General features: G+C 35.9%; 24 protein-coding genes. 14 read left to right on the top strand and 10 right to left on the bottom strand.

Annotated elements, in window-relative coordinates; translation table 11 throughout:
* Window positions 1–15: 15 nt before the first annotated feature.
* The 5 genes from NMD08_RS16745 to NMD08_RS16725 all read left to right on the top strand — a co-directional run bounded on the left by NMD08_RS16745 (window position 16) and on the right by NMD08_RS16725 (window position 1943).
* A complete protein-coding gene (locus NMD08_RS16745) occupies window positions 16–312 on the top strand; it encodes a hypothetical protein (RefSeq protein ID WP_370618611.1) in 297 nt (98 codons plus the stop codon).
* A 51-nt stretch (window positions 313–363) separates the two neighbouring features.
* Window positions 364–600, top strand: coding sequence for a hypothetical protein (locus NMD08_RS16740; RefSeq protein ID WP_370611588.1), 237 nt, complete (start codon window positions 364–366; stop codon window positions 598–600).
* Between the two features lie 54 nt (window positions 601–654).
* Window positions 655–1020: a hypothetical protein gene (locus tag NMD08_RS16735; RefSeq protein WP_370618609.1), complete on the top strand. Its 366-nt coding sequence runs from the start codon at window positions 655–657 to the stop codon at window positions 1018–1020.
* 62 nt (window positions 1021–1082) lie between these two features.
* On the top strand, window positions 1083–1322 hold the full coding sequence (locus NMD08_RS16730; RefSeq protein WP_370611585.1) for a DNA-binding protein: 240 nt from the start codon (window positions 1083–1085) through the stop codon (window positions 1320–1322).
* Between the two features lie 270 nt (window positions 1323–1592).
* A complete protein-coding gene (locus tag NMD08_RS16725; RefSeq protein WP_370611584.1) occupies window positions 1593–1943 on the top strand; it encodes a DUF6404 family protein in 351 nt (116 codons plus the stop codon).
* Window positions 1944–2007: 64 nt separating this feature from the next.
* Here the strand turns inward: NMD08_RS16725 and NMD08_RS16720 are convergent, their stop codons facing one another.
* The 4 genes from NMD08_RS16720 to NMD08_RS16705 form a co-directional block, all read right to left on the bottom strand.
* The gene (locus NMD08_RS16720) at window positions 2008–2412 is read right to left on the bottom strand and encodes an H-NS family nucleoid-associated regulatory protein (protein ID WP_370611583.1); all 405 of its coding nucleotides are present in this window, start codon (window positions 2410–2412) and stop codon (window positions 2008–2010) included.
* Window positions 2413–2556: 144 nt separating this feature from the next.
* Window positions 2557–3024: a DUF4756 family protein gene (locus NMD08_RS16715; protein WP_370611582.1), complete on the bottom strand. Its 468-nt coding sequence runs from the start codon at window positions 3022–3024 to the stop codon at window positions 2557–2559.
* 84 nt (window positions 3025–3108) lie between these two features.
* The gene (locus tag NMD08_RS16710) at window positions 3109–3900 is read right to left on the bottom strand and encodes a hypothetical protein (protein WP_370611581.1); all 792 of its coding nucleotides are present in this window, start codon (window positions 3898–3900) and stop codon (window positions 3109–3111) included.
* Between the two features lie 27 nt (window positions 3901–3927).
* Window positions 3928–4662, bottom strand: a complete 735-nt coding sequence (locus NMD08_RS16705; protein ID WP_370611580.1) for a replication/maintenance protein RepL — start codon at window positions 4660–4662, stop codon at window positions 3928–3930.
* Between the two features lie 1317 nt (window positions 4663–5979).
* Between NMD08_RS16705 and NMD08_RS16700 the strand changes: the two genes are divergently transcribed.
* The 6 genes from NMD08_RS16700 (at window position 5980) to NMD08_RS16675 (ending at window position 10313) form a co-directional block, all read left to right on the top strand.
* Window positions 5980–6249 (top strand): hypothetical protein, encoded by a 270-nt coding sequence (locus NMD08_RS16700; protein ID WP_370611579.1) that lies wholly within the window; start codon window positions 5980–5982, stop codon window positions 6247–6249.
* Window positions 6250–6825: 576 nt separating this feature from the next.
* Window positions 6826–7392, top strand: coding sequence for a hypothetical protein (locus tag NMD08_RS16695; protein WP_370611578.1), 567 nt, complete (start codon window positions 6826–6828; stop codon window positions 7390–7392).
* A 15-nt stretch (window positions 7393–7407) separates the two neighbouring features.
* Window positions 7408–7962 carry a lipoprotein gene (locus NMD08_RS16690; RefSeq protein ID WP_370618607.1) on the top strand — a complete coding sequence of 185 codons (555 nt, stop codon included), beginning with the start codon at window positions 7408–7410 and terminating at the stop codon, window positions 7960–7962.
* A 15-nt stretch (window positions 7963–7977) separates the two neighbouring features.
* On the top strand, window positions 7978–8634 hold the full coding sequence (locus NMD08_RS16685) for a hypothetical protein (RefSeq protein ID WP_343517163.1): 657 nt from the start codon (window positions 7978–7980) through the stop codon (window positions 8632–8634).
* A gap of 279 nt (window positions 8635–8913) precedes the next feature.
* Entirely contained in the window at window positions 8914–10101 is a 1188-nt protein-coding gene (locus tag NMD08_RS16680; RefSeq protein ID WP_343517162.1) for a DUF3800 domain-containing protein, read from the top strand.
* Entirely contained in the window at window positions 10098–10313 is a 216-nt protein-coding gene (locus tag NMD08_RS16675; protein WP_370620217.1) for a hypothetical protein, read from the top strand. The genes NMD08_RS16680 and NMD08_RS16675 overlap by 4 nt, the downstream gene beginning before the upstream one ends.
* A 509-nt stretch (window positions 10314–10822) precedes the next feature.
* Here NMD08_RS16675 and NMD08_RS16670 read toward each other — a convergent pair.
* The 4 genes from NMD08_RS16670 to NMD08_RS16655 form a co-directional block, all read right to left on the bottom strand.
* Window positions 10823–11659 (bottom strand): hypothetical protein, encoded by an 837-nt coding sequence (locus tag NMD08_RS16670; RefSeq protein WP_343517161.1) that lies wholly within the window; start codon window positions 11657–11659, stop codon window positions 10823–10825.
* A 4-nt stretch (window positions 11660–11663) separates the two neighbouring features.
* Complete coding sequence (locus NMD08_RS16665) at window positions 11664–12071, bottom strand: hypothetical protein (protein ID WP_153257788.1); 408 nt, start codon at window positions 12069–12071, stop codon at window positions 11664–11666.
* 156 nt (window positions 12072–12227) lie between these two features.
* Entirely contained in the window at window positions 12228–13724 is a 1497-nt protein-coding gene (gene mobQ, locus NMD08_RS16660; RefSeq protein ID WP_370618604.1) for a MobQ family relaxase, read from the bottom strand.
* Window positions 13725–13943: 219 nt separating this feature from the next.
* Window positions 13944–14153, bottom strand: a complete 210-nt coding sequence (locus NMD08_RS16655) for a hypothetical protein (protein ID WP_370618602.1) — start codon at window positions 14151–14153, stop codon at window positions 13944–13946.
* 859 nt (window positions 14154–15012) lie between these two features.
* Between NMD08_RS16655 and NMD08_RS16650 the strand changes: the two genes are divergently transcribed.
* Entirely contained in the window at window positions 15013–15357 is a 345-nt protein-coding gene (locus tag NMD08_RS16650) for a hypothetical protein (protein WP_370611575.1), read from the top strand.
* A gap of 16 nt (window positions 15358–15373) precedes the next feature.
* Window positions 15374–15679 carry a conjugal transfer protein TraD gene (locus NMD08_RS16645; protein WP_370611574.1) on the top strand — a complete coding sequence of 102 codons (306 nt, stop codon included), beginning with the start codon at window positions 15374–15376 and terminating at the stop codon, window positions 15677–15679.
* Between the two features lie 111 nt (window positions 15680–15790).
* Here the strand turns inward: NMD08_RS16645 and NMD08_RS16640 are convergent, their stop codons facing one another.
* Window positions 15791–16372 (bottom strand): 2OG-Fe(II) oxygenase, encoded by a 582-nt coding sequence (locus NMD08_RS16640; protein WP_370611573.1) that lies wholly within the window; start codon window positions 16370–16372, stop codon window positions 15791–15793.
* A gap of 228 nt (window positions 16373–16600) precedes the next feature.
* Window positions 16601–16978, bottom strand: coding sequence for a hypothetical protein (locus NMD08_RS16635; protein ID WP_370611572.1), 378 nt, complete (start codon window positions 16976–16978; stop codon window positions 16601–16603).
* 95 nt (window positions 16979–17073) lie between these two features.
* On the opposite strand from NMD08_RS16635, the gene NMD08_RS16630 reads away from it, so the two are divergent.
* The gene (locus NMD08_RS16630; RefSeq protein ID WP_370618600.1) at window positions 17074–18540 is read left to right on the top strand and encodes a hypothetical protein; all 1467 of its coding nucleotides are present in this window, start codon (window positions 17074–17076) and stop codon (window positions 18538–18540) included.
* Window positions 18541–18883: the final 343 nt, after the last annotated feature.

Genomic DNA, 18883 nt, shown 5'->3' with positions numbered 1-18883 from the left:
TATAAGGATATAAACATGGCTAAAGAAAATACTATTGAAAATAAATCAACAGAACTGTTTTATGATCTTGCTTGTAGATCGTTTTCCGCAAGTTGGAATATGTTTATGGAAGTTAATGGCGATGGAGATGCCAATGACTATCTGGATGATCCGGATTTTATGAGTTCCTTTATTATTTATGTGATTGACCATATTCAGAATAATTTTGAGAGATTTACCACGCAAGAAGGAAACTGTGGTGATATTAATCAGGTCAACTTTGAACAAGTAGCAGCCCTGCTAGTAGGGTATTCAGAAAACTTTAGAAAGTAAGCACTACTCTTGCCCCGCAAGGGGCCAACTATAAACAATAAGGATAAAAAGATGAAGAATGATATGTCAGTAATCGTAAGTATGTTATGTAAGAAAACACCTAAAGTGATGAGTCTTATCCAAGAGAGCTTGGATATATTTATCGCATTAAGAGGTTGCGCTGTCGAAGAAATCATGAATGATAAGACCTTGTTAGATGATTTAAATCGTTATGTAAATGAAAGACTGTATGATGAGATGGATCTGGAATATGGTTCTGTAATCATCAAAATAGTATCTAATAAATAGTATTAATACCTTCTCGATATTTATCTAATATTTAACTTAATAAAAGGAATCAGTATGAAAGAGATTATTTTGAATGAAAGTAATAAAATAGCAATAAATATTATTACAAATGTATTGCAGAGATATTGCGAAACGATCTATAGCATATCTGAAAAACAGCTTGAAACAGCCATGAATATTTTAACAGGGGAAAAGTTATCAGAGATACTTTATGGTTTTTTGATTGTCTGTGAAGTTGACGAGTATGTTAAAAGCGGAAGAGGCAAAGATGTATCTGAGATCAATATGGATGAGTTAAAGGAAATGATTTTATACTGGCATAAAGAGCATATCATTGAACTTGTACTGAAAAACATAAAACCGGATGATGCTGATGAGCGTATTTACTGGAAGTTAAAAATTACTGTGAATCAGTATTGAAAAATGGCAATACTCCCTCGTACAGAGGGAAGTAATCCTATAATAAACTGGAGATAACCAATATGAACGATGAATTCCATGTTATGTATATGTATAAAAAAATCCAAGCAGAAGCTGCTACAACCGACATCAAAACACTGGAACAGCTTTTGAAGAAGTTCCGTGTAGTTGTTGCAGAGCGCCGGGAGGAATACTATCAAGAGATTGGCGAGAAGAAGGCACAAAAAGTAAGAGAAAAAAGGCTTCAAAAGTTATGTGAAAAAATGGCACGTGACAGAGTTTTGCCACATGACTTTTTATAATATGTCATACCTTCAATTAAGGCGCGTATTTTTCTTACTAAAATACTGAGAGCAAGAAAATGTTAATGTTGCAGAAAAATGTGATATGCATGCGATATGTAAAATTTGTTAAGGAGTTGAGCTGTTGTATAGTTGATATCTCATAACTTTATCTCTTATAGTTTCTATTTCTATAGATGAGAACTGAAAACGCATTTTAGACAGAGAATTTTTAGTAAATAACCAGTTATCAGGCCGATAAGGATTCTGTTTAGTTTTGAGAGGACTTTCATGAATTTTGAAGAGAAAAAAGAACGCGCCATTGCCATTATGAAAAGCAAGAAAATGTGGAGCAGTAACTATGCTCCCCCTTTGCTACGTCTTGCATGGAGAATGGGGTTCAGGATTCCACCATTACCTTTCGCGCCATTCTGGCAAGTTGCTTTGTTGATGGGAGTTCCTATTGGATCTGTCTGGGGATTACTGATGTGGTTTTTTACATGGAAGGAAGGGGGAATGCTGCCAGCAGATGCTATAGCTAGGAGTATCTTTGCTGACGTTTGTATGGGGATTTTTATGGCGTTATACCACTGGTGGAGAAGGGTAGCTAATAGTCTTCCTGACTGGGATAGTCTTAGATGAATATTTGAAAGTTTTCCGGGCCTGCTATATTGGAGAACAGTGAAGCCCGGATATACTGTAGCGGTTAGATCGCGAAGTCTTCCAGCTTCTTACCAGCTTTAATCGCTATAGCAAGTGCTTTAGGAGTACGGCCCTGACCAGTCCAAGTCTGCTCATTACCGTTTTCATCGGTGTATTTGTATTTAGCTGGTCGAGGAGCACGAGTCGCTTTTGCTTTAGTCTGAGAGGAGGAAATTGAAGCGAGGAGTTCAGCAGGATCAATTCCATCTTCTAACAGCTTCTGGCGGAAGGCATCAAGCTTAGCCTGATGCTCTTCTTTCTCTTTACGGGTTGCATTTTCTTCTTCACGCCTGTCTTCAACGATAGCGGTAAATTTTTCCAGCATTTCTTCCAGAACTTGGAGTTCTGTTTCACGAGCCTGCGCACGAAGCGTACGAATATTATTCAGTGCTTTAATTGCTTCACTCATAGTATGTTATCCATAGTAAGAAGGGGTGAGACTAATCTTAAGTTATAGAACAGCATAAAACATAACCAACTACAGAATATAGTAAATACCATGAATTAATCAATACATTAATACCCAATTTGCATACATGTGCGAGTTTGTTTTTTAAAGAGATATTTTCCAGCGTTTTTGGCTTGATGTTTCGAATTCTGAGGAGATACAAGACAGTTGCTCAAGACATTTATCAAGCGAACGTTGAAACTCGATAGCGGCTTCTGTACGCTGTTTAATTACTAATGCAATTATTTCATTATCACTTTTTTCAAGGAGACTTCTTCTGTAGAGACTATAAGTTTCGAGCTTATCTTTGTTTTTGGATGCAATAGCTGAAGAGTGATTAACAGGGTTAAGCTCATCAAGAAATTTATCAAGAAGGGATTCTCTTTTCCTGTCCAAACGTCGTAGTTCGGTATGGGCAGATTTGAATTTTTGGGCCTCAATCAAAGGGACATCATCTGAACGCAGTTTGCGATATTCGTTTCTATATTCTTCAATCGAAATGTGATTTTTTAATTCTTTGATTGTTTCTAAATATTGTATTAAATCATTGTTATCTGTTTTTACTCTTTTCATATATGACCTCGTTAATAAAAATAGTGGATATATTTATATTACGAGATATGGTTCAGGTGTCAAATATGACATATGCATAAAAGATTATTTTGTTTTATACTGTTCAAAAATAAGATTACCTGAATCTGTATAAATTTCCACTTTTCCTACTTTCCCATCAGTGCCTTTTATCGAGAAACGAATTAATCTTTTATTATAATATTTTTCTAATAAGTCTGGTCGTTCAATAAAATATCTTGATTTTGTGGAACGTTCTTTCAGATAGTCGCAACTTGAACAAACCTGCTTTTTGAAATCCTTCTCAGATAAACCACTTTCTTTTATTTTTGAAGAAATAAAAGCCTTTAAAGGTCGTTCATATTCCTCTCTTTCTTTTGCTTTGCGTATTTGTTCCGCTTTCTTGCGCTGTTCTTCAATACGGTAAAATCTGACTTGTTCTTCCTGCGCTCGTATTATATCCTCTTGGATCATTTTACTGATGATTGAAGCTGGAACAACACTGATACCTTCAGACCACCCCTGATAAGGATTATTGTTTTGTATATTTCGGACTGTCGCAGATATTCTGTCTATATCCAGTTCTTTATCGAAGGAAACAATACGTTGTCCGTTTTCTTTTGATATGAGCTTAGCCGTGTTTACAGGGGTTTCAAGGCCCTTTAATTTGAATGTGGCTACAGCACTGTTGTGACTTCTATAATATAATGCTTGTTTCTTATCTCCAATATAACATTCAAGGTAAGAGAAAATCTTAAACTCCTGAATGCCAAATGTTTCCTCAAGCATGGTCATTTGTTCAGCTAATATATTTAGTATATCACTCTTGGATAGTTTTTCGTGGAGCTTAATCTCAAGCGAACCGGGTAGTTTCTTCATTGTTATTTCCTTGTTGTTGTTATTTTATCAGGATACTTTCTGCATATGAGAGCCTGCGTCAACAGCGTTTCTTCTTGCTTCCTCATTTTCCTTTGTTCTTTTATATACTTTTCGTGGTTTATCAATATGTATGCTATTGTTGGTATTAGGAACAGCGTTATTCTTTTTCTTCTTACTGAAAACAAATGCGTCAGTATAGATTTCTTTGGTTTCAGTTTCTAAGGATAGGGTTCTTCTTTCACTTTTTGACATGTCTGAATAGCTTTCTGGATATTGTTCTATTTCAGCATAAAGGTTGCGAGCGTTGCTTAGTTGTTCTTTACGTTTCTTATCAAGTTGATGGCTCATCCCTTTAGCGAAGATATTGGAGTTGATGTATAGATGTCCATGATGTTCAACGAGTATTCCTTTCTGTTTAAGCTTTTTGAAAATGTTAGACATATTACCAGAGGCGATATTAAGTGCTTTGCACAACGATGATTGTGAAAGATTAATCAGATTTCCAAACTCCATATATTCCAAGATGTAGGTTAATACGCGGAATTCATTTTTGGATATGTCAAGATCGGAAAAAACACGAAAGTTGGATGTAAAAGCAAATACATAAGGTTGCGAAAACGAGATCGCTTTATCTTCCTCAGATGAAATAACAGTCGTTGATTTTATTTCTTTATTTTGTAGCAAGCGTCTTGCGATATCAATCTTTTGCTCAGTGGTTAATGACTCAAATAGGTGTAAAAGATCTGCATCATTTGTATTCATATTATTCTCTCTTATTATTTTAGTTATACGTATTTTAATACTATGCAAAAATATGAAAGTCAATAATATTACTATAAATAAAATAGAAAATATATTTCATGATAACATTGTATATGTTAAAAAAACTATGTTCGAACATTGATCTTGCTATGTTCGAACATAGGAAAGAGCTATGTTTGAACATAGGAACTTGCTATGTTCGAACATAGGAATAAAAGTTGCGAAACCGCTATTTTACTGGTCCGGGACTATGCTTATAATTAAATAATTAGTAAGAAGTTAAGAGAGTCCAGTTTTACTTTTGTGTTATGTTTTAGTGGTTTTACAAGGGATGTTGTATTCCTTAATAACTGCTATCAGCGAAGTGATTGTATTAAACAATCACGAACAGCTGCTTTTACTGTGAGAGCTTAATTAAGATTTCTTTTGTTTTATTGGCGTCTTCGACGCGATCTTTTTTGGATAAATCCAACATTAACAGGGATGAACCCTGTTCAGCAATGTGATTGTCTTGAACAATCACTAAGTGCTGCTTCTATAAATATATTTTTACTATGTGTTTAAGAGCAAATGCTATATGTTCGATCAAAGGAACCGAATTATAACTGAGTGGAGAGAATGATCTTTATACTGGCTCCTTTACTTTCCACTAAAAATTTAATGTTATATAGATAATTAAGGAAAATAATTTTATACAAACGTCAGGGCGTAGCCGTGCGTCAGCACAAGAGATGTGTTTTCAAAAAATAGTTATCAAATATATCAGGTGAAAATTAATATCAATGAATATAAGTGATCTTTTTTCACAGCCTAATAAACAGCGCAGGAACCTTCGTAAGACGTTTGGAGCAGGAAGATGATATATGTGTCATCTTTGCGGTTAAGACGCTTACAACGGATTACAGGCAGTAATTTTATATGAAGAAAATTATTAATGAGAAATCCATCATCAACAGGGATGAACCCTGTTCCAGCAATGTGATTGTTTTGAACAATCACTAAGTGCTGCTTCTGAAAATATAGTTTTCCTATGTGTTTAAGAGCAAATGCTATATGTCGAGAATAAGATATTATGTGCAGGCACATGATCGGTTTTCGATGTTAGTATAATTCTTTCAACATTAAATCTCATTCCATATCAGCGTCAGGGCGTAGCCGTGCGGTAGCACATGAGCGTTAGTTCATAAGATAAATATTCTTTTCAAAAAGAATGATAACAAAGAAGTAATCCATGCTGCGCATGGTGAGTTAAATTTGATTTTACTCAGTGATAAATGGTATTTAATTACATAACATACAAAATAAGGAAGGCGTGTAATGAAAAAAATAAAAACAATAAGTATCTTTAAATCAAATGAAAATATCCCTTTTATGACGTGTATCGTAAACGATATAGAAGAAAACAAAGATGGAATAAAGCTTACACTGGAAAACGGCGAAAACATCAATATTAAAGAATACGGTTCTTTCTTCCTGTCAGAGGCCGAAGGCGATTTGGATAGGGAGCGAATGGTAAGCTGCTACAGAAGGTTGATTTCTGAACTCAGTCAGATCAGTGAAGAAACCGTAAAATCATTAATGCTCTAACCTGAACATCCCACTGCTGCTGTCATGCAGTTAACTGCATGAAAATATTACTTTTTAAGTAAAATTAGAAATCGGTAAGTGACAAAACTCGTGTGTTCATCACCGAGCAGCAGGGGTATAAGCTATGCCATGTCGGCTTAGGTCAAGTCTGTGACATTTTCCTCTGTTTCAGATCGCTGTAGACAGGTTTTGTTCCACCTATAAAAGTATCAGAACAAATCATGTGTGCTGCTTTATTCCTTGTCCCTTGATCATTTAGCTAAAGCACGCCAACTGTGGTTATCGAACATTTCCCATCACTCCCAATCAATTGATACAAAAGATCGATAAATCACTATTGATAGCTTTAAGCGATTGAAATCTGATTATCGATCGATGTTTTAATTGTTAGTATCGATCAATAATCGTTGTTTGATAGTTTTAAGCTATCATTTGTTTTGTATCGATCGATTTAAACGATATGACGAACACTAAAAATAATTCAATTCTATCAATTGATTAGATGCCTAACTCCGCTCTGCAGCCATGAGTATTGAGGCGAGGAGAAGCAAATTTGACTAAATCCTTGAGGAATATATGAAAGGACATAAATTTTTATCAGTAGTGTTCTCTCTGGTCTTTGTGTCTGGATGCCAGCAACTCAACGATGGCGTGAATACAGTTAATGGAGTAATCAGTTCTTCGTTGTCTTCAGTAGGTAAAGCGCTGGGGGGAACTGCCCACACTCAGAGCCTTGGCCCGGTATCGTCTGTATCTGGCCTTGGTGCTGTCTGCAAAGACTATGAAGAAAATGCAATGGCAGCAGAAAAGAAATGGATAGGAAAAAGGATCTCAATCGTAAACGCCACTGTTCTTGAAGTAACAAAGGGTAGAAGTGCAAGCGATATGATGACGGGAATGACCAAATCAGTACCTAACTATTATCTGCTTTTCAAAACATCCGATACCAGCTACTGCGGCGGAATGGTCTGGCTTGATTACTACTCTGGTATTGATGATGCAGTTCTTACCTATAAGAAAGGCCAGAAAGTCAGCGTCACCGGAACTGTAAACAATTTCGAAGTCCGTGGATTCGCTACCGTCAACAATGCCGATATGCCAATTCGTCTGGTGGTTATGAGAAACGGCACAATCAACCAATAACTTTGGGATAACACTATGCGTAAAATTTTACTCGTGGCAGGTCTTGCTGCTCTTTTATCTGGATGCGGTGAAAAAGGTGATTTTGAGAAAGCGATAAACGCGAAAATATCAAAATCAAAGCTGTGCTACTCACTGCAGGACAATGACATTGTGTTCAATAAGGGTTTCCCCATCCGGGTTAATCACGGCTATCGTTCTGCTGGATACAGTGCCAGTGATGAAATCTTAAAGGGGCTTGCTAATCAGGGGCTGCTTGATGTCTCCCAGCAAACTAACGGTTTTGGCAGTGTTGATGTTATGGAAGTAACAGACAAAGGCCAAGAGGTTGAGTTTTGGGATCGTAAAGTTGGTGCCTGTGTTGGTCACCGTGCTGTAGCTGAGGTTAAAAGCTGGACTGAACCGAGTGAGGGTAATGGCGTTAAAATGACGCAAGTGACCTATACGTGGAAACTGGATGGCGTGCCGGGTTGGGTTGATAAAAATGCCTTCTCTGGCGTGAAAGGGATGTCTGAACCAGAAGAAGCCAAAATTGTTCTGGTGAAAACCAATAATGGCTGGGCCGCAAGGTAATTACAGGGAAAAGCTATGAATTCGATCTCTTGGGTGATTTTCATGGGGCTGCTGATAAACATACCATCACTGATTCCGATGCTGTTTCTAAATAAGATATCAAAGAAGGTGAAGGTATCGCTGGCATTCAGACTGTTTCTGCTTAACGCTTTCTTGGTGCTGTCCCTTGTGACGCTATCGCAGAACACCACGCAAAAATACGGGCTGTTTCCTGTATGGCTGATCATCACTGCTATCGGACTGTTTGCAGTCACGCTAGTGCCAACGGTAAAATTTATGCGTAAGCATTTAGCCGTAGGTAAAAGTCGGGCGGTTATCCTCTCATCATTCCTGATTGTCTATGCCATCAGATTTCATAGCGTATTTTCAAACGCTTATGGCAGCGGATTCACGCTTAATGGATACAATGTGGTGTGGACGTTGTTCTTCCTGTTTGCATGCCTACTTGCTTATCTTGGTTGTGCAGGGAGTAAAACATATTCTGGTTATTCTGTGTCGTCGTCTGCATCGCAACCAGATTATTTTAAGCCAACCAAAGAATATGAGACGCAATCACAGATTGATTACGATATTGCTGTGAAGGGGCGGAGTGTTCTATCTGATCCCAGTCTGAGTATTGTTGAGCAGCAGCGTTATCGTGATGCGCTTGAGAAAAAAGAAAAAGAGGATTGATAATATATATTAGTCGCGACTTGATCTGACACATAACCTTTCAAGGTCATGTGTCATATTTACCTATGGCTGGCTTGATCAATACAATCATAGTTAAAACAACAGATAATGCTCTTTACCCGCTTAGTGTCTTTTTGGAGGCTTGGAAATCTCTGTGGTTGGATTGGTACAATAAGAAAATTTTACTCTCTAGTTGTTGACCCGCTATGGCGGTTTTTTGTTGCTGTAAAATTAGAACAATGATATAAAAAACAAACACTTTAAAAGGATGGAATGATAATGTACCCGTTTCAAAGAACAGTCAAAAACGATGTTTACACTTTCTATTATGATGAGTCAAACAACGTGAGGAAACTGTATCTGTCTAAGCAAATAGATGGTTATAACGTAGATCACGATGAAGATAAAAATACCGGTGTAAATTTTATCTTAGGCGGGATTGCTCATAAAGGGGATAGCTCTACTGCTAATTTTGATGCTCTAAAAAAAATGATAATGTTACAATCAACCGCGAAAGAGATAAAGCTAAAGCAGATAGCAACAGGTGATTTTATCTATATGCTAAACTCAAAAAAACTTACAGGTTTTTTAGAGTGGTTAAACGAAAGTGATTTGTTTATTCAGTATTTTAATTTAAATATGGAATACTGGTCTTATCTTGACATAATAGAAGATTGTGTTTTGTTTTGTATGGAAAAAAAGCTTCTCAGATTTTACGATGAGATTCAGTTCAGACAGTATCAGGATCTTCATAAAGATGAGTTGTATAAAGTTATTCTGAATGATAAAACTTCTTTCATAAAGGAACTTAAAAGTTTTGACTATCCATATTTAGGAGGGAAAGAGCGAGAGTTTTTAAAAGTTATGTTCAATCTGACAGCAGAATATGCAGAAAGGATTTTCAACTTTCCTTTATCTACACAAGATGAGAAGCTACAAATAAATAGCTTATGTGATCTCTTGGAAATGTGCATTGAAAATGGCATGGAAGAGTTTACTTTTACATTAGATGAGCGCTTTGATAATGAAGTTCGGGATAATGATAATTATATTTTAGATGCTTTCACTTTCTTCTACCGACATAGAGCAACCGAGTTTTCTGAAAGTAAACACAGATTTGATGTGGAAGAGATCGTTAAAGAGGAGTTTGATAAGCAAAAAGAAAACGATAAAGAGTTAGCAAAAGTAGATATAAGCTTTATTGTTTCTGATGATAATTATTTTGTTCAAGTCAGCGATGTTGTAGCAGGGCTCTTCCAAAGATATTTTCATTACATAAATATAAGTAAGATTGTTGACGTTAAAACTGTCAGAGCATCCCTCAACCCATTACAGCTAAAGAATCTGGAGTTATTCAAATCACTAATTACTAAGTCTGATAATGAGAATGATAGTTTCCTTTTCTACGTAATGTCTAAGAGTGAGCACGAGAAACACATAGCTTTTACTTTTCCTGAAAACGCATAACAGCAGGATGTATGGCAACTGTTTTATATAGAACCTACCCCGGCTGGTATGCTTTCGTTGTTATATTATTGACCTTCGGTCTGTCTATACTGATCGGAATGTCTACAGGCATGGCAGGAGCTACTATCAGCCTACCAATCATTGCGGCTGTTGGGTTTGTCGCTGGTAAGGCAATTTTCTCTGATAATGTTGTGTTCAGGCGAAGGATGTAGTTGGCTACAAGTATCGAACCGACTCAGTATATAGTCTGGTGGTGGTTCATTAGATTAAACGGAAATTATTTCCCGATGATCTTATTTGTTTTGTCCTTTATGTTTTATATCCTGATGACCTCCTATGTGGAACCTTGTCTTTGCTGGTTCGTGTTATGAGAACGATGTGATGATCTCGTTATGACTAATCCTGCTTAAGTGTAATAACAATGAAATAAGGGAAAATAGTTAATGTGCATCTTGTTTGTGAAAAATTTGACTTCTTTTAATTTAATATGCTAAACTGTTCTCAGTTATCTATTGATAGTTGACCGTTCGGTGGAGTGATCCCAATATCTTATAGAGAATGATTGGGCAGGCTACTGACTTGTGTTGGTTCAGTCTTGAGGCAAGCACCAAAAGCTTTTGCTTTAGCGCCGCAACCCTCCTGATTGCCGCAGCGGGATGCAGATCATTAGAATGATAGATAAAAGCGGAAGATCAATATTTTTGATTTCCGCTTTTTCTTTTTAAAAATGATCATTAGTAAACATGTTTAGATGAGTTTTCCCATTTTCTGCTGTGATTATATCATTATGGCAATTCGGGAATTGCCCTGAAATATAGGTTTTATCACCGTCTCCCTTGCTGACGTTATAGTGATGGTCTGTAGATATTTTTCTTCCAAACCTGAAACTCCCATTTACAACGCAGTGAGGCTGATGCGGTTCACCTGTAGGCAGTACGGCATGTTCTTCTTTCCCGAAAACAAAATGCTTTTTATCATCATCTATAAAATATTTTGTATTATAACTTGATTTTCTTCTTGGTTTTTTTCGCTTTCCTATCGCGAAAATTTGTTGTTTCACGCTATTATGAAAGTGTGATTCAAGAACATCATCTCGGTAAAGGCGGCATAGCTCTGCCAGTTCTGGAGCATTGAAATTTCTTCTAGGGAGGCGCATTGCTTGTTCAATGTCTGACGAGTTCATTTTCTCCATCGTAAATATGACCGATTTAAACAGTTTAGCTAAACGACTGGAAAAGAAATTGTGAATGTTTCCATTCTTAACTTCAGAAGGATTAATACTTGTGCTTAGGATGGCATAGCGAATATTCTCACAATAGTTTTCTATCTCTTCAGTTATAAGACAGGTAGCATAGTCGAACCCATTAATTTCTTGCAATATGTGTGAGTCAACAGTGTATTTCCCGCTTGAAATCAGTGGATTAAATGCATCAAATTTAAAATCACATTTTTTTGGTAATTTGTCCCTTATTGCCTTGGGGATCAGGGATTCTTTGACAGCATTAAATTCTTTAATCAGATCAGTGTCTGAAGATATAAGGCCGACATAAACTCTCATACTGTTATTTAATCATTTTAACGAGAACTGAAACAGGAATTTGAACTTTTTCCTGATCTTTTTCAGGTAGTTTTTTAAGGGCCTTTAGAAATTCAATTAATGCTTTTTCAGCATTGCGGTCGATGATTACTGATTGCTCATGTTTTTCATCTAACTCAGGGAATTTATATGATTCATCCTTAGGGAGAAGTGCTACTTTTGCCCTTTGATATGGATGTTCAATAAGTTTATATTTGCCCTCTGATTCTTTAATGAATTTTTTTAAAGAACGGCCTGAAAGAATATCTTTATAATCGGGTAAATTCTTCATTAAAAGTGGAGGTAGATTACTCAACAAAACTGGTTGTTTGTTTGTATTCCAGTGTTGTACTGCAATTTTCTCTAAAGTATCTATTAATTTTTCTTGTGTCATGATGGTTAATCCTGATTTATATGATCCCCCCATTTTCAATGTTAATACATACAAATGTCAACGTAAAAAAGCTGTGTATCGTTGAAAGTTGTACGCTTCATCAACAAAACTGATACCACCAACATCTCAAACACCTTCGTTAAGAAATGTGCATGTTCACTTTCCCGGCGGCCTGAAATTCGGATAGTGACTCCTTCTTACATGTTCAGGTAGGGGGGTTGGCGTGAGGTCCATATTGTGATCACGTTCAGGTAGTCCAGTTTTAGGGCGACTTGGGAAACGTCGAATCTCATCAGGTGTTGGTTTGTAAGCATCACTGTTAAACTTAGCTCGTTTCTCATATTCAGCTCGTGGAACAGGATGACCTAATACTTCATCAAAGACATAGTTTTCAGCAATACGTTTATCATGTTCTTCATTGATAATATCAAATTTGGCTTTGTTTACTTTAGCCCATACAAACTTCTGCTTGAAAAAATCTATGACAAGAGTTGTGAAACGTTTAAAAATATTATCCTGACGTGGAGTAGCCTGTTTCCTCTTAACACGTTCAGGGGCGCTTCTGGATGCCCTGTTTGGGTTTTGAGAAGAGGGTGTTTTCAGAATAGTATTTATTCCAGAATCAGAAATACTGACAGATGGATTCTTACCAGTGATAACCTTACTTACTTTGGATTTATCACGGTAAGATTTAACACCACGCAGACGAGTATGAGGAACTGGTGCTACCAATACAGGTCTTTGTGTTTCATGAGTAGAAGAGCCGGATCGCGTTTCTGGTAATACGATCTCTTCTGGTTCAGCAAGATGTGTAATCGTAAAGCTTCTGACATCAACGACGATTTCAAGGTCAAGTTCACTGAATGTCTTGTAGACTTCAACAGCTTCCTGTTTCGCTGCGTCACGAACAGCCTGTTCTGCGGCTCTTTGCTCTTGAGCTGCTTTACTACGCCATTTGGCACTATGGATACGTTTCATTGCAGGGCGGTTTGTTTCGGCGGCTTTGGCAAGCCATAGTGCTTTTTCTTCATTATCCAAAGCAACTGCTGCTTTTTCTAATGCCTCTTCGTGCTGGGTCTGAAGGGAACGATGATCAATACGTTCTGATGAGCCAGCGGATTCTAGATATCTGTTAGCCATAGCTGACCATGATTCACGCCACAACACAGACATTTTTCTGTCGTTCCAGCTTCTTTCTTTTTTACCAAAACCTTCAGGGCCTAAGGTTTTTAATGTCAACATAACGTGAGCATGAGGATTATCGCTATCAAGATCATGGAAAGCGATATCGGCAATCATACCTTTATCAACGAAGTTTTTCTGGCAATACTCCAGAACAAGTTTTTTCTTGTCGTCATTGTTTAACTCAGCGGGAATAGCAACATCGAAATAACGAGCAGTTTGACCATTGCTCTGACGTTCAACCCTCTCAACCTCATTCCAAAGCGCTGAGGAGCTTTCAACTATATGAGCGGGAGCATTAACAGGTGCTAATATGAAATGTCCGTATAAATCAGTACGGCGGCTATAATCATAGGTATCACCTGTTCTTTCATCTGTTATACGTGTACGAGCATGATAGGCAGCCTTCGCAACGGAAGACCTACCTTCTGAACGTTTCACAATTTTAAAATCAAGATGAAAAATTGCCATAAAATAAAAAATTACTCCTTTCTGTTATCTCAGTTTTAGTTTCTTAGAACTTGGAACTTCTAGTGATTGTGATTTTGATTGCTTATCTGACACTGGCAATGATTCCGGTTTGTTTTCATTATCAAAATCAGATGGATTTGTTATATAAGATGATTTTTTATTAGAGTTTAAACTCTGTTCTTTTGTATGCTTTTTCTGTCTGTTTTTTCTAACCAACTCTCAGAATTCTTTTTCAAGCTCTTTACTCATGCTGATTTCCTTCCAGTTAACATCCATAGAGGGAAAGCATAAAACGCGGTAAACAGTATCAACCCAATATTGTTCAGATACTTTTCCTTGATAAAATAGATTTCCAGTATCAAGTTCGGCCTTTTTGACATTTCTGTATGTTCTAATAGCTTCTCTTAATGTCTTTATTTCTCTAACCATTTTCATCTCCTTATATAGTGTGCTAACTGTTAATTGAAAAGGTGCTTTTAAAGTTAAAATAAAAATCATATTAAAAATTTTTTACCTGACCAATATTAACGCTATTGACCTTTTCTGGTTTTAGTTTTTCGTAAGAAAAACTCTGGTGTTGACGTTGACCTTGTTTCCGAAGGAAACGGTGTTAGCCTGCGGCAGGCAACCGTCGGTAGACCCCACACACTGCGTAGCAGTGTATAGGTGGGCATTGCTTTATTTTTATATCTCCTAAAGGAGCTAAAAATAACGACAATGTAAAAAGTTTTCTTACTCTTAAATAATAACGCTAGTTTCAATGTCTGTGAAATTAAACGGAGCAGAATCGGATAAGCGGTTGAGGTAGGGTAATAATATTGAATATTTGGGTTTTAGATAGCGCCCGTAAGGGCAGAAGTAGTGTTTTCCCCTCCCGCCGTAAGGCGGGAAAGAGGAATTTAGATAAAATCGTGAAAATAACAGCAACTATTATGTGTTGCACAATTAACATATTAAATCCAGAAACCAAAGTCTAAAAACGACATGTGAAATTGTTTTCATTGGTTTGATAAAATAAGTAACGCGTAGAGTATCAGGCATTTAATGTTAGTGATTGCACTCGTATGTGTTGCATAATTTTATAATGAGCTTATTGAGATCTCATTTTTTAAACCAAAACACTATTTTTCGGGATAAATCCCATCATTAACAGGGCAAGCCTGTTCAGCAGGTGATTGTTTAAAACAATCATCAAGTGCTGCTAACTTTGCTTTTTGAAAAACAATATTTGACGGTGTTATTCTTTAGTGATATTCCATTATTTACATATCAAACAAAGGAGATAAATATGTGTGAACAAATGAACTATGTTTTAAATATTGATACTTACATTTTACAGAACAGCCATGAAAAGATTACTGATATATTTATGACTAAACATAAAGAAGCGGTAATAGAACACTGTGGTTCCGATATGGAACATTTCGAGTTTTACTTTGAAGCTGGACTACATACGATTGGTATATGGCAAATGCAGGTTGATGCGGGGACCTGCAACAATGAAGAAGATGAGGTACTAAGATTCTTTAGTGAATTGCGTCCAGACGATGCTGGTAAACTGGCTGAGTCTATTTTACAGTTCAGTGATGTTTTCAATATGAGTGGTGCAGATATAATAATATATATTTCTTAAATTAAGGATGAACTATATGGATGATAACAGCAGAAAACCAAAAACAGAAAAATCAATTAATCAAAAAATAGCCTCAGCGCAGATGCGTCTGAACAGACTTAAAAGTAAAGAAAAATCACTGTCCAAAAGCGCTGAGACACGCCAGAAGATCATACTTGGTGCGGAGGTGGCTAAGGCTGTGGGCTGTAAAGTAGAAGAGGTGGATAAAGAGTTAATATTAGGACTGATATTACAATCTTCAAATATTAGCATTGAAGACAAAGCAAGATTAAAATTACGAGGAAAAAGATTTCTTGAGGATATGGTTGGGAGACAGAAATGATTGGTAGACAAGAGTAAACATGTAATGGTGCCGATTGAGTTTATTTTTAGATTAAAAAACATATCGTTAAAAGTGCCAAAGAGTAAGATTGGTAGCTATAACAATAAGCTTTTATATGATATTTTTATTGTTTAGTAACCAACAGGTCAAGGACATTCTTTCTTTATTTGTAGGTAAAACTTCATGTAAAATATCACTCGAAATAAAACAAAGGATGCTTCCACCTGTCGGATTTAAAAGTATTTTTTTGTTATCACCATATAAGCATATTTCTCCACCATCACTATCTGTCCATTCTTGGTTGAGATAAATAATCACTGTAATTACTCTGTTATTCTTGCCTCGAAAATTGTCAAAATGGGGTTTGTAAAATGCTCCCACAGGATAAGTAGCAAAATGAGCTTCATAATCATTAAGTCCAAGAAATAGCTCTCTATTAAAAACATTAGATAATTCTTTTATGAAGCTTATATATTTAATAACGGAGTCTGAATATTCATTATCGGTTAACCAAGAAATCTCATCAGAGCGGATATTTTCATCAATGCTTCTGCATTTACCTATGCCCGCTTTAAAAAACGAACGGGAGTTACACTCTTTCACCAACTTGTCAACAACCTCATTTGTGAAAAAGTTCTCTTGATAAAACCAGCCTTTTTCAATCAAATTACTTATTAATGTGCTTTGGCTCACAGTACTATCCCTTCGTGTTAAAAAATATTCATTCTCATAACTGAGATGTCGCTGTTATGAAAGCATACTATAAATAAACTACATAGTTTGCAATGAGGTTTTCTTCAATCCAGTGGTGACGCTGATTAGTTTGTTGTAGCAAGAGGATTTGATAACTTTAGAATTTCAGTGAATAGTATTTATAACAAATAATATCGCTATCTTTAATTATTGAAGAGATTCATATCGTCAGTTATTTTTCTGTAAATCACTACGTGAAATTGTATAAGATTTATTAAAATCCACTTGAATAAATTTAAGATTTCCACATATAAGCTTTCCTGTCTTATTGATAAAAGTGAATGTTAATAAACTTGGTCTCTTTAATTTGTTGTTATTATATTTATTTAAATGTCTTTTTAAATCAAATATAAAATCATAATTTGATGCTGAAAGAATAATGCCCTTATTTTCTGCTACTGATATATCGAATAAATTGTTCGAGAATGCGGATGAAATAATCTCTTGAATATACTCATGGCATTTTATACCAATAATTAAAAGATTTTTGTCTGTATTATGACTGTAAATATTGAATGGTAACACTACTGTGGTTTTCTCATGCATATAATATCCTTGATTAAATTATCTCCGGTTATTTGACAAATATAATCAATAATATAATTTAAAAATAACGATTTCAAATTTATAAAGGTGATTGTATGAATAAAAAAGGTTTTTCTTTGCTTGAATTGATACTGGTGTTATCAGTAGGAACAGGTATAGGGTTGATTAAATTTCAAGATTTAAAAAATAATCAAGAGAATATGGTTGCAAAAGCTGCTGGTGCTCAGATTAAACAGTTGGGGAATGCTGTTAATAGCTATATTAATATTAAATATGATAAGTTATCAACATTAACATCCTCATTAGGCTCAGGAAATGATCCGGGGCCAAGAACATGCTCTGCCATTTCATGTATTATTACGTATCAGACACTTATCAATGAAGGTCTATTGCCTGCTTCATTCACTGGTTTGAATGTAAACAAATCGCAATATTCAATAGTTTTGTTAAGGTCAGGAACAGCACCTAATTATGTTGTTAATGGATTAATCACTACAACAACACCGTGGAGTGAAGGTGGAGAGATAAGATATGATTTATTGGGTAAAGCGATGCAGGAGGCTGGGATTGATAGCGGAATGACACAATCACCAACTGTTGCATCTGGATTTCAGGGGGAATGGTCTGAAAATTCCAGTGTATTTAATAATATTAATAATGCCGGATTGCTTGCGTATCGTGTAGGATACGATTCTGCAATGTATTCAGTTTATTTACGTCGTGATGGAACACTTCCAATGACTGGCGATCTGAATATGGGTGGCAATAGTATAAATAACATTAAAAGCATTACAGCAAGTGGTGATGTGATATTGGGGGGTAATATGACAGTTAACGGCAGTACTGCTTTAAAAGGTACGGTAAATATAAATGGAACCACAACTGTTAATGCGCCACTTTATGTATGGAATGATATAGTTGGAAATAAAATCCATGCCAATGGAAATATTCAGGGACAAAACCTTGCGCTGGTTTATGGCGCTACAATAGGATCATCTTTAATGGTAGGTGATTTTAGCATCCTAAATGATCAGGCTGGATGGATTCAGGCATCTGGGGATATAAAATCCGTAAATGGTGATTTGTATGGCAAGAAATTGCATATACAAAGTATCAAAACTGCTGGAACAAGTTGTACCGGAGTAAATGAAGGGATTGGAACTTACGTCAGAGACAGTAATGGATTCTTATTATCTTGTGTTAATGGTATATGGACAGGAAATATTACTGTTGGAAATTATGTGCCTTTAGGGACATATAGCAGTTCATATTCAGAAGTTAATAATACAGGGAAGTCATTTAAAATTTATGCTTATGGTGGAAACCCGCCTCCTAAAAAGATCTCATCAAGTAATGCCGATGACTGTGCTAATACTTATGCTTTAATTGGTATAGTCAATGGGATCACAGTTTCGAATGCAACAAGTGCGAACTCTGAATGGGGTAAAAGCGGTAGTATCGCATTTGATGTACCTGCTGGTGCAACATGGTCAATTGTTTCTGATGGTATGAGAGGTTATGGGTGTGGTGCCGGAAGTTTTAGTATGATTAGCTACCAATAATTTTGATTAATTATTATTGTAATCGTTGACTTTAATTAGTAAACTGTTATGAATATTAGTATCTGATATTTGTTTTAAGCTTTTATCAGATTTCCTTTTAATTTTTTACTACTATAAAGGTTGTTATATACCTTGTCCTGATAATCTAAAATATAACACTCCATATTGCTATAAATAAGGCGTCAGGAACTTGGTTTGATCCTCCAGACAGATTTGTTGTGGAGGATTAAATTTATTCGTGGCTCTTAGTTAGGATAATTTTTTAAAAACCAGTCATATATACTTGACAATTGATGTTTCATGTTATATTTAATAAGTGTTCCTTGCGAATATTCACTTCATG

This window comes from Citrobacter meridianamericanus (assembly GCF_041320245.1).
Lineage (GTDB): Bacteria > Pseudomonadota > Gammaproteobacteria > Enterobacterales > Enterobacteriaceae > Citrobacter > Citrobacter meridianamericanus.
Note: the sequence above shows the minus strand (reverse complement) of the source record. Positions and strands in the feature narration are given on the sequence as shown.

Bases quoted from the DNA above. Each gene is read 5' to 3' on its own strand.
- NMD08_RS16745 (WP_370618611.1), top strand. From the start codon at position 16: ATGGCTAAAGAAAATACTATTGAAAATAAATCAACAGAACTGTTTTAT.
- NMD08_RS16740 (WP_370611588.1), top strand. From the start codon at position 364: ATGAAGAATGATATGTCAGTAATCGTAAGTATGTTATGTAAGAAAACA.
- NMD08_RS16735 (WP_370618609.1), top strand. From the start codon at position 655: ATGAAAGAGATTATTTTGAATGAAAGTAATAAAATAGCAATAAATATT.
- NMD08_RS16730 (WP_370611585.1), top strand. From the start codon at position 1,083: ATGAACGATGAATTCCATGTTATGTATATGTATAAAAAAATCCAAGCA.
- NMD08_RS16725 (WP_370611584.1), top strand. From the start codon at position 1,593: ATGAATTTTGAAGAGAAAAAAGAACGCGCCATTGCCATTATGAAAAGC.
- NMD08_RS16720 (WP_370611583.1), bottom strand. From the start codon at position 2,412: ATGAGTGAAGCAATTAAAGCACTGAATAATATTCGTACGCTTCGTGCG.
- NMD08_RS16715 (WP_370611582.1), bottom strand. From the start codon at position 3,024: ATGAAAAGAGTAAAAACAGATAACAATGATTTAATACAATATTTAGAA.
- NMD08_RS16710 (WP_370611581.1), bottom strand. From the start codon at position 3,900: ATGAAGAAACTACCCGGTTCGCTTGAGATTAAGCTCCACGAAAAACTA.
- NMD08_RS16705 (WP_370611580.1), bottom strand. From the start codon at position 4,662: ATGAATACAAATGATGCAGATCTTTTACACCTATTTGAGTCATTAACC.
- NMD08_RS16700 (WP_370611579.1), top strand. From the start codon at position 5,980: ATGAAAAAAATAAAAACAATAAGTATCTTTAAATCAAATGAAAATATC.
- NMD08_RS16695 (WP_370611578.1), top strand. From the start codon at position 6,826: ATGAAAGGACATAAATTTTTATCAGTAGTGTTCTCTCTGGTCTTTGTG.
- NMD08_RS16690 (WP_370618607.1), top strand. From the start codon at position 7,408: ATGCGTAAAATTTTACTCGTGGCAGGTCTTGCTGCTCTTTTATCTGGA.
- NMD08_RS16685 (WP_343517163.1), top strand. From the start codon at position 7,978: ATGAATTCGATCTCTTGGGTGATTTTCATGGGGCTGCTGATAAACATA.
- NMD08_RS16680 (WP_343517162.1), top strand. From the start codon at position 8,914: ATGTACCCGTTTCAAAGAACAGTCAAAAACGATGTTTACACTTTCTAT.
- NMD08_RS16670 (WP_343517161.1), bottom strand. From the start codon at position 11,659: ATGAGAGTTTATGTCGGCCTTATATCTTCAGACACTGATCTGATTAAA.
- NMD08_RS16665 (WP_153257788.1), bottom strand. From the start codon at position 12,071: ATGACACAAGAAAAATTAATAGATACTTTAGAGAAAATTGCAGTACAA.
- mobQ (WP_370618604.1), bottom strand. From the start codon at position 13,724: ATGGCAATTTTTCATCTTGATTTTAAAATTGTGAAACGTTCAGAAGGT.
- NMD08_RS16655 (WP_370618602.1), bottom strand. From the start codon at position 14,153: ATGGTTAGAGAAATAAAGACATTAAGAGAAGCTATTAGAACATACAGA.
- NMD08_RS16650 (WP_370611575.1), top strand. From the start codon at position 15,013: ATGTGTGAACAAATGAACTATGTTTTAAATATTGATACTTACATTTTA.
- NMD08_RS16645 (WP_370611574.1), top strand. From the start codon at position 15,374: ATGGATGATAACAGCAGAAAACCAAAAACAGAAAAATCAATTAATCAA.
- NMD08_RS16635 (WP_370611572.1), bottom strand. From the start codon at position 16,978: ATGCATGAGAAAACCACAGTAGTGTTACCATTCAATATTTACAGTCAT.
- NMD08_RS16630 (WP_370618600.1), top strand. From the start codon at position 17,074: ATGAATAAAAAAGGTTTTTCTTTGCTTGAATTGATACTGGTGTTATCA.